This is a genomic window from Chryseobacterium sp. GTID13 (genome assembly GCF_056172655.1).
This window is the reverse complement of sequence record NZ_JAOCMB010000002.1, coordinates 494,191-506,538: the sequence shown is the minus strand read 5'-3', so window position 1 is coordinate 506,538 and position 12,348 is coordinate 494,191. Positions and strand designations below refer to the sequence as shown.

11 protein-coding genes are annotated in these 12,348 nt (G+C 37.7%); all 11 read right to left on the bottom strand.

The features are described from left to right. Positions 1-43: 43 nt before the first annotated feature. Positions 44-913, bottom strand: coding sequence for a hypothetical protein (locus N4G44_RS02630; protein WP_474924503.1), 870 nt, complete (start codon positions 911-913; stop codon positions 44-46). 19 nt (positions 914-932) lie between these two features. Then, positions 933-1,415 carry a hypothetical protein gene (locus tag N4G44_RS02625; protein WP_474924502.1) on the bottom strand — a complete coding sequence of 161 codons (483 nt, stop codon included), beginning with the start codon at positions 1,413-1,415 and terminating at the stop codon, positions 933-935. 19 nt (positions 1,416-1,434) lie between these two features. Next, on the bottom strand, positions 1,435-2,805 hold the full coding sequence (locus tag N4G44_RS02620) for a hypothetical protein (RefSeq protein ID WP_474924501.1): 1,371 nt from the start codon (positions 2,803-2,805) through the stop codon (positions 1,435-1,437). Positions 2,806-2,825: 20 nt separating this feature from the next. After that, positions 2,826-3,074 carry a hypothetical protein gene (locus tag N4G44_RS02615; protein WP_474924500.1) on the bottom strand — a complete coding sequence of 83 codons (249 nt, stop codon included), beginning with the start codon at positions 3,072-3,074 and terminating at the stop codon, positions 2,826-2,828. A gap of 85 nt (positions 3,075-3,159) precedes the next feature. Beyond that, complete coding sequence (locus N4G44_RS02610; RefSeq protein ID WP_474924499.1) at positions 3,160-3,873, bottom strand: hypothetical protein; 714 nt, start codon at positions 3,871-3,873, stop codon at positions 3,160-3,162. Between the two features lie 5 nt (positions 3,874-3,878). Beyond that, positions 3,879-5,315, bottom strand: a complete 1,437-nt coding sequence (locus N4G44_RS02605) for a DUF4280 domain-containing protein (protein ID WP_474924498.1) — start codon at positions 5,313-5,315, stop codon at positions 3,879-3,881. Positions 5,316-5,474: 159 nt separating this feature from the next. Beyond that, positions 5,475-7,358 carry a type VI secretion system Vgr family protein gene (locus N4G44_RS02600; RefSeq protein ID WP_474924497.1) on the bottom strand — a complete coding sequence of 628 codons (1,884 nt, stop codon included), beginning with the start codon at positions 7,356-7,358 and terminating at the stop codon, positions 5,475-5,477. Between the two features lie 401 nt (positions 7,359-7,759). Beyond that, positions 7,760-8,599, bottom strand: coding sequence for a sulfurtransferase (locus N4G44_RS02595; RefSeq protein WP_474924496.1), 840 nt, complete (start codon positions 8,597-8,599; stop codon positions 7,760-7,762). Between the two features lie 178 nt (positions 8,600-8,777). Next, a complete protein-coding gene (locus N4G44_RS02590) occupies positions 8,778-9,626 on the bottom strand; it encodes a hydroxymethylglutaryl-CoA lyase (RefSeq protein WP_474924495.1) in 849 nt (282 codons plus the stop codon). Positions 9,627-9,808: 182 nt separating this feature from the next. Further along, positions 9,809-11,332 (bottom strand): TSUP family transporter, encoded by a 1,524-nt coding sequence (locus N4G44_RS02585; RefSeq protein WP_474924494.1) that lies wholly within the window; start codon positions 11,330-11,332, stop codon positions 9,809-9,811. 5 nt (positions 11,333-11,337) lie between these two features. Continuing rightward, a complete protein-coding gene (locus tag N4G44_RS02580) occupies positions 11,338-12,348 on the bottom strand; it encodes a TonB-dependent receptor domain-containing protein (RefSeq protein WP_474924493.1) in 1,011 nt (336 codons plus the stop codon).

Here is a 12,348-nt window from a genome sequence, read left to right as displayed (position 1 = left end):
TTTGATCTAACCGATACTGCATTTCTTCAGTTCATCTTATTTTTTAAAGCTCTTCATGACTTATTTCTTTTATATGATAGATGATTTTCTTTTGATAGTTTTCTCCAAGGGAAAATTCTATGGTAAGTTTATGCTCCAGAACCTGTTTGGTTTCAAAATCCAATAACATCTGTCCTTTATATTTATCGAGTTTTGGTACATCCGTTTCCTCATGGTAAGCAATTTCCTTTCTTTGCATTTCTCCATAAAACATTTCCCAGTTCCTATCTGAAGGGATATGGCCTGTATACTGTAATAGTAATAATTCATCATCGCAGCGCATTGCCTCGGTCTGTATACTCTCGTCTATATCTATTACCGTATTGGTCATAAAATTACGGTAGCGTACCGTATGCTTTACCTCATTTTCCTTCTCATACCTTCCATAAAATTTATGGAGGATCATTCCAAAATGATTATTTTTTAAAAAATCGGTACAGACTAATTTTTCCTTCCGGTAAAATTCCTTTAAAAACCGATAAAGATCTTCTGCCTGTTTACCGACAAAGGATCGGGAAAGCTTTTCTACCGTTTTTTCTACTTTATCCTGAAGAACCGACAGTCCCTGTAAGCTTTTTAATCTGCCATATTCATCTGTTATAAGCACTACATCATTATTGATCGCTGCAATTTTGTCTAAAAAATCTTTTTCGGACAGTGAAAGTTCCTTATCCCGGTGAACCCTGTCAAAAATTTCAATATGGTATTCAAATCTTTCTTGTTCTAAAAGCTTTAGCGTAACATGAAAATTTTTGTTGAGCTCGCTTCTGTGAGTTTGTCCATTAACCGTTGTATATTCGTTATAGGTATAGCGGTAAAATTTTTTCCCTTCGTGAAGGTTTAATTTAACGTCTATGGGAAATACCGGCTCCATGATTTTTCACGCACTATTTTTATTTAAAAACTACTTTACCACCGGAGGAAACCCACTGGCTTTTTTTGTTCCATGATCCATCACAGTCCTGCTGCATCTGTTTGACTATTTTTACCTTTTTCAGATCGATAATGGCACAGGTGTAGTTTTCATGCAGAGTGCTATCTTTATCACTCTCATGCACATAATCTTTGATGACAGCATCTACAACGACATAATTGGCATTAGGTGATAACTTGGAAAAGAGCTCACTTCCGGTGCCTTTATATTCACTTCCTTTACTGACTTTTATACGCTTCTTTTTCTTAACGATATAGAGATTATACCACAGTTTAGTATCGTTGTTGTAGGAAGCATAGTATAATGATAAAGTATCATTTAAAGTTATAATGGTATCTTTCTTTATCTTTTTATTCTGAACGTAATGATTCCGGTGCGAAGCAGTGTTTCCGCACGTAATACAAATGATTAAAATCATTACGATAGATGTAATTTTTTTCATGACAGATTCGAATTTTTTTTCATTTTTTCATACCGTTTATCCATATCGGTACCTCTTCTTGCATTACCATAATCATCAAGAATTTCCTGCTCATATTTACCGTGCATCTCCCCCAGTCACCAGGATTTCTTGATAGTTTTTCTAATTTTTCGCCTTCTTTTTTAGTTTTATTTTGTTTGGCCGTATCCGCATCTTTTTTGGCAAAAAACCGACCTAGTGCAGCTCCGAAATCGTCTTTTACAAATCCCGGCCTGTTAATATGATGATCCAGTACGGTGGCTTTACCTAATTTTGATTTTAAATAGTCTGACAATTTATATGAATAGCCTGTAGGAGTTAAAGGAAGTACTACCTCTTTTAATCTCTTGATAAAATCCAATACCTGTTTTTCCTGAAATGTTTTGTCAATAACAGCATTTACAATGGGCTGCAGAGGTTTACACTCCACTGTTTTTCCAAACAGGGATTCTTTACAGTTTTCCCTGATTTTGTTTGATAATGTATTTCCTGTAATTTTTTCTGCTTTGGAATCTGATGGGTCTTTATAATACAGAACCCCGGACTCAACCGTCCATCCGCATGATACAAATAACTCTTCATATTTTTCAGGATACTGAGCTTTAAATTCTTCAACTTGCGTTGTGAATTCACCTGTTCCGGTATGATCCACTGTTTTCTGCATGGCTCCGGCAGTCAGTATCATCTGTTCACCGGAGAGATCCCAGTCATAGGACTGCACAGAATCTAATTTACCTTCATTTTCAGACATTCCTACCAGGATAGCCTTTTCTTCAGTAGTAATTTTATTGTCTGCAATTAACGTATCCCAATCGGCATAATTTTCAAGTTTTTTCGATCCCCAGTAGGCAGGTCCGTATCTTTTGCTGTATCGGGTACAGGTAATATCATAATTACTTCCACAATTACAGTATCTGATCTCAAACCTTTCATTGTCCTTATTTAAAAACTCATGTGTTTCATCAGGAAACTTCACTTCATCTTCTGTCCCTGTTACTTCAGCTTTGAAATACAGGAAGGCATTCCTGTCATCTCTTTTATTAAATTTATCTATCAGTTTTTTTAAATCTTCGTCACTTTTGGGACGCATCGTTATTTCTTTTGCATATTCCAGCTTTCCGTTGATCGTAAATTCTATTTTACTTTTCTCTTCTTCACCATCCAAAAACTTGACAGGATTTTCATAGATGTTTTCTGCATTTTTCAATTTATTTTCATGGATCTCAACAGAGAGTTTTCCGCTTTCGCCTTGACAATTGGCTACCACCCATACTTTCTTTTTAATGGTGGTACTGTTTATTCTTTCAAAATCAAAATCCGGGCTTCCATCAGCTTTTTTCGCCTGCACTTCCTCTTCCCAGGTAATTTTCACCTCATCTTTTGCTTTTAATTTTACAGAATCTTCTTTATCGGCCTGGATGTTTCTTCTTCCTTTTTTTCATACTTCTTTTTTACGTCAGACACCAGCCCGCCACTTTTTACAGGATAAGTTTCTTCTTTCTTTTCCCAGGTCATTTTAGGAACCTGCTTCGCAAAGTATATTTTCACCACATTCACTTCATGATCTACCTGATGGGGCATATCAAAAGATTTTTGATTGGGGTTTGCAGCATAATCATCTTTTTGTTGTACTTCACTCATGACGTTTTATTTTGAGCCGATTAGTAAAAATCATTTGAGTTCTTATATTTTGTTTCCAGATCTTTAATAAATTTCCTTACCATCTTTACCAGCAAAGTTTATCTGATACTGCATATTCTGTACATTGATCAACAGTCTTTAGCTGGCCTCCAACAACTTTATTTTTGTAAAGTTTTCTTTCTTTAGTATCGCTCACTCCTGTTATGAGATATTTCCCTGTTTTGTCCCATCCATAGAATGCGGCTTTATTGAAAAAATTTTCTTCAAGTGAAATTCCATTATTGCTTCCTTTGAACATAACGTACACATCTTTATCCTGCATACTGTTTTGAAGATCAAGAAGTAAAATATCTTCATACCCATCTTGATCAACATCTAAAACATATAAAAGTTTAGACGGAAATTCTCTAATATATTTTTTCTCGTATTCTACAAAATCCGTCCTCTTAAATTTCAAATTTTTATAATTTTCGTAAGCAGATTTATAATCAGAATTAATCAATCCAGATGCAGAATCAAAATTGCCCTGTAATATTGCATAAAATTCTTTCGGTAAAGGAAGATTACTTGTAATGCTTGATACATTTGCATAAATACTATCTCTTTCACATACCAATTGGATAGAATATTCTTTATTATTGTAATTTAAAGGAATAATAAACGTGAAAGAATCTGATGCTTTTTTCTTTCTAACCTTAATATTATTGGCTGGAAGATTAGTGTGTGCATCTTTACATGAACAATTAATATTTATAAAAAATATTAAAGAAAGGAACATTATTAAATTATGTGTTTTCATAAAAATTATTCGTTGATTTTTCCTATTCTTTCGTTATAATTAAAATCCAAACTATTTTTTCGTTCTATACTTAACGTTCCATCTTTAGAAACCCCAACAATGTAATGACCGCCATTGTATAATTTAATTATTTCTGCATCCAATATTGATTTTTCGTTCTGGTTTGTAGAGGTGTCCGGTAAATATCCACTAAACTGTTGCAATTCCGGGACCGTGCTCGGACATGTTTTATAGGTTAAATCTCCTTCCTTAATCGAATATGATTTTAATTGTTTGGTATTTTTTAAAAGACGACGAATATGATTAACTGCAGCCCGTATTTTTTCCGGTAATTTTATATTCATTTTCACTGCAATATTTTCCTTCCAATTCCAGATATAATCAGGATTTTCAAGTGCTTTTTTTGTTTCTGCAGATGTTGTACTTAAGTTATTTTTCTCATATTTAAAATCTATTTGGCATATTCCCCATCCATCAGGATAACCATAGTTGGGAATACCTTTACTTTCAGAATTTCTTCCGGAAGGTCCATATACTGCTTCTTTTCTATTTTTTCCTTTCCCCACAAATTCAGGATCCCAAAATTGTTTCATTAATGGAATACCCTCACTTCCGGATTCACTGACTGCCATTTTATAGATAAACCAGTATTTAGATAAGTATCCTTTATCCGTAAAATATTTTTTTACTACCTCCTTAGTAGGATTTTTTCCTCTTATATAAAATTGAAAACTACTTACCATCGAAGTTTTTGCTTCATTCCATACTTCTACAGTAGCAGTTCCTCCTCTAAATAGTCCCCGGAAGTCAACATCCCATTTGGTTTTTCCTTTATTGGCAATCATAAATGCAGGCCCACCATCAGACTTTGCCGGAAAATAATCAACATCATTTCTGTCATAGAGTGTGGCACTTGCTTTAAACTTAAATTCCGTCTTTAATCTAAATCTCAAACTTTTATGTATACAATCCTTTCCTATATAGACTTCAATTCTTATTTTAGGCATTGCGGGCTCTGGCGAAATAAAAACAAAAGACTCGGGATCAATTTTTACATCATTATAATAAACTGAAACCGTATAAATATTATCTTCCGGTGTTAAAATCCTATCCACCTTCGGTATCGGCGACGGAGAGGCAGAATTAAATTCAGGATCGCAAGTGATAAAAGATTCTTTTACCAAAACCTTTTGTTCCTGTATAATAGAGGTTCCCGGATTTTGCCAGGGGCTTAATTTTATAACGCTCATACATGGTGGGGGAGACATATTTCTTGCAGGCCATTTTGGATGCCCGCAGGTTCCTTTAAACTGAAGGTTCACCATGTTATTACCATCACCTATTGTTGCAAATGGCTGATCCTGGAGGTTTATTTCGTTAGAGGTCACCTTCAGATCTCCGGGTGCCTGAGCATAGGGGCATTTCAGCTTTGCTCCATGCATTACCTGTTCTCTTTTTTCTACAGGAGAATCTTCGCTGGATTTCTTTTGCTGCTCTATTCTTTTTTGGTTAAGCTTTTGATCGTGCGCTGAAGTATTTGGATCTGCCATGTGTTAGTTTTTTGGATTGGATTCAATTGCAAGGCTGGAATCTTATTAGATTTAGCCTTTACTTACTTTAACGTCTTTTCCTCCCTGGAATACGGCCAATGATGTTCCTCTCAGTTTTAAATCACCTTTAGAGGTCTGTATATCGGCTTCCCCGGAAGTGCTTTTAAACTTATTACCTGTGCTTTCCGTCTGATCCTGTTTAACAGTAACTATTTTATTTTCAGAAGTTTGTATATATCTTTTTGTAATAGATTCAGTATGATCATTTCCAATATGCAGAGTGCTGTCCTGCCCAATTTTGGTGGTCATATTCCTTCCCACAGAAATATGCATATCTTCACCTGCTGTAAAGGTCATATTCTTCGGCGCCGTAACATGAATGTTCCCCTGCCCATCCATAAAATAGGTATTCCCACTTGGATCTTTAATGGTCACACTTTTTTCTGCATCATTCATTAAAACTTTAATACCGCTTCTGGTCTGTATGGATTTCAGATGATTGTCTACACCTCCGCCCAGGCCTACCTGGCCATGAAACATTCCTCCCATTGCAAATGGAAAATCGGGGTTGTGGTATTCAAATCCTACCATCACCTGATCGCCAATTTCAGGAATGGCAACAAAACCCCGGTTTTGGGTAACGGCATCAGTACCTCCTGCATCTGGGCTCATCATTCTGATAAAGTGGGTAGTATCATTTAACTGCCAGTCAAACCGGACCTGTATTCTGCCCTGATTCAACGGATCCACATTGGATATAACAGTGGCGACCTGTGGTTCGGCTTTGGGCATTTCAAAATCAGGTTTTGGCATAAACCCGGTGCCTTCAGCAATAGCTTCAAAACTTCCTGTATAATATCCTCTTGCATTAACTTCATGACTTACCTCTGTAATCATAAGGGTTGTAAAATGTGAGGTTTCGTTGCTGTCCGTCTTTCTCATAGCCAAATCTGCAACACAGCCGATATACAGGAATGGAACTGTTGTATGTCCCGTAACGGTAAAAACCTCTACTGCCTTACTTCCCCTTGCACTCTTCTGGGAATCATCCACATCGCGGAACATATTGGCATTAATGGGAGTAGGAGTCAGTGATCGGGTAGTAAAAATAGTATCATTTAGCTGATAAGCTTTGGAAGACAATTCTCCTACATGTTTTACTGGATCATCAGCACCAACCATTTTAGTATGGCTGCTGCTGTTATAGCCAAAGTATTCCGGTTTGGTGTGAACGGCCTTCAGCTCAACATTCACATCAGTTACATTGCTTCCATACACCAGCTGGATAGGTTTCTCAGAAGCCGGTAGCTTTCCGAAATGAAGGATTTCTCCATCATAATAAAACTGTTCTCCGTAGGCCTCCGCAATTCTTGTAAGGTAATTGTAATGGGTTTCGTTGTATTGTGAGCTGTAACTGATATAGCTTTTGTTCTGGGTATCTATCCTGAAATCAAATTTATTTGACCCTAATGTCTCATTGATAATACGGTTGGCAATAATGTTTGTATTCACTTCCTGCCCTCCCCCGAAACTTTGGGTATGTGGCGCAGAATCCATCAGGATGGTAGGACTTTTTCCTTTTAAGATAATATTTCCCAGGCTCATTTTTTCCTGACTGAATGCTACTTTGGTAATAAGACCCACAAATGTTCTTTCAGGGCTGTCATCTTCAGCATCTTTATATTTAAAAACAATGGTAATTCTTTTCCCTAAAAACTTCTGGGCTTGTTCAAGGTTGTGATTTTGTGCTTCCCCTAAAGAGTCATGAGCCAATACCAGTTCAAAATCATGGTGCTTTCTTGCACTCTGCTGTAAACGAAAGTGTTTAAAGTGATTGACAACCTTGCCCTCAATCACAATTTCCAGTTTGACCACACGGTTAATACCCGAAATATGGTTTTCTGAAATCTTATTAGAATTTGAGGTGTTTTTCATAATATTTTGGGTGTGTTTTTATATTATGTCACCTAAGTTAGATAAAAAATTGAACGCTAAATATATAATTCTATTAAAATCTGCATAATTGTAGTAAAACTACGATTCATTAAAAATTGCTTTTGAAGTGCCTGGCTCGATGTTTTAAAGTGAACTTTTAGCTTCATGTAATCAATGGTTTAGACCTTTTTACCCAATTAGCTTCAACATTGTATTAAATCTTTCTTTTCAAAGTCTATTGATTTATAAAATTGAGCTTCTGAAACGCCCAGTTTCTGCAGTAATCAAAAAATAATCCGTCTCACGACTGAGACGGATTTTTCTGTTCTATAATCTTAAAATATTTCTGTTTTTAAGAGAGAATATTGATTGGAAATTATACTTAAATAACTTCCTGTCTTTTAACTCTCCTTTGCAATTTCTTTTCCTTCTCTCCTGCTCCATTCACTCCATGAGCCTACATACAGATCCGGAATCGGTAAACCTGCATAATCCAGCGCTAAAATAGTATGGCAGGCAGTAACGCCTGATCCGCAATGGATGATCAGATGCTGAGGTTTATCTTTTAAAATCTGTGTATATTTTTCTTTTAAAACTTCGGGTTTCAGGAAATTTCCGTTTTCGTCCAGATTTTCTGAAAAAGGAATATTGATGGCTCCCGGGATATGGCCGGCCACCAGATCAATCGGCTCAGATTCTCCTCTGTAACGGTAAGCATCCCTTACATCTACAACGGTTGACGAATGGTTTATCAATTCATTTTCAACACCTTCCAAGCTCTTTAAAGGAAGAAGCCAGTTTTCTTTTTTTATTACATCTGATTTTTCAAAAGTCTCTTCACCGGATGAAAATTCCAGTCCTTCTTTTTCTGCAGACTGAATTCCGCCATCCAAAACCTGAACATTCTGCAGTCCGAATGATCTCAGCATCCACCAGGCTCTTGCTGCGGCATTAGCTCCATTCTTATCATCATAGATTACCACATGCGAATTTTCGGAAATGCCCAATCCGGCCAGTGTTTCTGCAAATTTTTCAATTTCCGGAAGAGGATGCCTTCCTCCAAAGGCAGCGTCGTCTCCTATCTCGGCAAGATCTTTATCCAAATCTATGAACCAGGCACCTTTAATGTGCTTTTCAAGGTAGGCTTGATACATATTTTTTCCCGCTCTGGCATCAAGAATGATGAGGTTAGGATTCTGGAAAATATCTTTTAATTCTGATGATGAAATGATGGGTGACATATTTTATTGATTTTGGAATTAATGGTAAAATAGGTTTTGGCTAAAGCCGGATTGAATCTTTTAATATAACAGAGCGGGTTAAAACCCGCTCTTATTGATTTTTTCTCACAGATTTCACGGATTGCACAGATAAGTAGATGATTTTATAATATCAGGGAAATCTGTGGACCTTGAATCATTAAAAATGAAAAATATCCTTTGCTTTATTGTAAGAGCTTTCAAAATTCAGCAGGTTCAGTTTATGGGCAGCTTTTTCTACGCTCATAAAATTGATGACCTGTTCCGTCGGCATATTTCCTACAAGATCATCTTTTGCCATCGGACATCCGCCGATTCCTTTAATGGCACTGTCGAATCTTCTGCAACCTTGATCATACGCTGCTTTCAGCTTTGAATAAGAATCTTCGTAACGGTTATGAAAATGCCCTCCAAAGTTGATCTCCGGATATTTTGCCGGAATTTTTTCAAATAAAAGTGCGATGGTCTCAGGAGTGGCAACGCCTGTAGTATCGGAAAGCAGAATGTCTTTAATTCCTATTTCTGAAAACCGTTTTGCCCAGAAATCCACATCTTCCCATTTCCACATTTCTCCGTAAGGATTTCCGAAAGCCATGGAAAAATAAATATTCAGCTGTTTTCCTTCGCTTTTAACCAGTTCAAGCATTCTTATGATTTCTGCAAACGCTTCTTCCTGGCTTTTGTTGGTGTTCCTGTGCTGAAATGTTTCCGAAATAGAGAACGGAAAGCCCAGAATATCTACGGACTGATGTTTTAATGCTTTTTCGGCACCTCTATAGTTCCCAATGATTGCAGAGACTTTGGTATCGGATAGAGATTTATCAATATTTTCAGCAACCTCATCAGAGTCGGCCATCTGCGGAATTGCTTTCGGGGAAACAAAACTCAGACAGTCCAGTACATCGAAACCAACTTCCATCAGGGAATTGATGTAATCTATTTTTTTACTGGTCGGGATAAATTCACCCCAACCCTGCATGGCATCTCTAGGACATTCTGTTAGAAACATTTTTACTTTTTGATTTTCTCAAATATAATAAAACTATACTATTCTGTACAGGCTTTATACAAAGCTAATATTATTTTGATTTTCAATAATTTATATCCGATTTAAAATTTCGATAACTGATATACAGCCCCGGATCAGGTAATCAGGAAATGAAATCTGAACTTTATGCAGCTGAAAGACACTTATGTTAATGATTTCACAATAGTAATAAGGCTCATAATAATAACCACCACACCTACTACTGCAAACATTTTCTTTGCTGGCAGCCGGGAGGCAAACATGGCTGAAAAAGGAGCGGTAAAAACACCTCCCAGAAGAAGTCCTAGCACTATATTCCAGTGATGAATTCCGATGGTAAAAATGAACGTCACAGCACTTACAATGGTCAGTAAAAATTTGGCCATGGTTGAGCTTCCCACTACATACCGCGGTGTTCTGCCTTCTTTGATCAGGGTTCCGGTCACCAACGGGCCCCATCCTCCTCCGGCAAAAGAATCGATGAAACCGCCTGCCAGACCCAATATTCTGAGATTGGTCTTTCTTTTACGAAGTCTGTTTTCCAGTTTTTCTTTTCCTTTAAACGCATTCCTAAGAATGTTGATCCCTAAATAAAGAGTATAGCATGCAATAACCGGCTTTACAATATGGGCATAATATTCCCCGAAATGCGACAGCGCAAATGCTCCGATAAACGCACCCACTGCTGCCACGGGAAATAAAACCCACACCATTTTTTTATTGACATTCCCCAGTTTGTAGTGGCTGATACTTCCCGCTGCCGAGGTAAATGATTCTGCGGAATGAATGCTTGCACTTACCACAGGGGGCGGAACATTCAGTAAAAGTAATATGGTTGTACAAATCACACCATAGCCCATTCCCATTGATCCGGCAACGATTTCAGCCAGGAAGCCTGCCAGCAGCATCCAGTAAAAAATATACCCGTCTTTACTGAGAAAGTTTTGAATATCTCCCGACAGATTAAATTGATAGATAATTAATGCCAATATGCCGACAAGTGCCAGAACACCAATGATTCCAAGATAGATATTGGCTCTGCGCTGTACTGTTTTGGTAATATTGATCAGTTTTTCCATTTCCAGCTTTGTTTCTTCGGGATGGATTTCCTGCTCGCCCAGATATTCTGTGGTGAGCCTGTTCAGCTCTTTCACTTTATAGGTGAAATCTCCTTTCAGGCGGTTCCTGATATCCTGCATATTGTCCAGAAGTCCGTCCATTTCCTGATCCGGTATGGTTTCTGTCAGGATTTCACGGATTCTTTTGGCTATCGTCGGGGATTTTCCATTGGTAGAAACTGCAATTTTAAGATCTCCTTTTCGGACAATTGAGCCGAGGTAGAAATCACACAGATCAGGTTTATCGGCAATATTCACCAAAGTATTATTCTGATGAGCCCTGTCCCGGATCTGCTCTGCCACGAAAATATCATTGACTGCAACAATCGCAATATCCGCACTGTTAAAATCATTATCCGTATAAGATCTTTCGTGGAGGGTAAGATTGGGATAATTTTGCTTTAAATCTCTAACCTGATCACTAATTTCCCTTGCCACCAGCTTAATACGGGCTCCGGGAGAATTTCCCAGAACCGACTGCAGTTTTTCCAATGCAACATTTCCGCCCCCAATGATGAGCACAGACAGTTCATCGAGTTTTAAAAATATAGGATATAAGGTATTGCTCATGGTTCTCAGAGTTTTAAATCGTAGGTAAACGCTAAATAATAGAGGCCACCGATCTCCGGGCCTGCTGCATACTGAAGATACCTGCGGTTCAGCAGATTGGTAGCTCCGATCTTTATATTTGCTTTAATTTCTGGGATTCTCCATGTTGCCTGAGCATCAATGGTATAATAAGCCGGAATGTTTCCTGAAGCCAGCGGACTTTCCCATAAAAAGCTGTTCTGCCATCTTGCAGCAATGGTAAAACCAATGTTTTTGATAATTTCCCTGTTTCCTACACTCAGGTTCACAGACCATTTAGGGGTATTGAATGCTGTAATAAAAAGATCTGAAGTATTGGTAGAAATCAGATCATTATAGGATACATTCACATTCACATTATAATTCTTTACCAGGTTATACCGGATTCCTAAAGACGTTCCCAGGCTCTTGTAGATAGTATTGCTATTGGTGTACACCCTGTACCGGTCCTGCTTGCTTCTATCCAGCATAGCCAAAACAGCATTATCGCTACCGATGTTTTCATTTTTAGGTACAGCTACTTCCACCTGTCCAAGGAAGCCTTCGTAAACATTGTAATAAAAGTCCCAGTCGATGACCAGTTTGCTGTTAAAAAGGGCTGATTTATATCCAATTTCAAAAGAATTTACCTTTTCAGGCTGTAATTTAGGCAGATTGGCTGCGACTAAAAGATTTCTGTTCTTCAAAGCAGCCTGGTTCTGGCTGAGCCCTCCATCCACATCTTTATTCACTGCCCCTGTAAACTGATCAATAGAGGCCAGCGTGTAAGAATTTTCGAGGTAACCCAATCCTTCGTTGGCCATAGAGAGACCTCCTACTCTTCTTACATTTCCGTTATTGACAAAAGACAAAGCTTCAAATAAGGAAGGAAAACGGTAACCGTTCTGGAAAGATATTCTGAAATTATGCTGGTTAACCGGAGAATATACAAGGCTTATCCGCGGATTGAACTTGGTTTCAAATTCCGGGTTTCTGTCGGCACGTAAAGCCAGATTCAC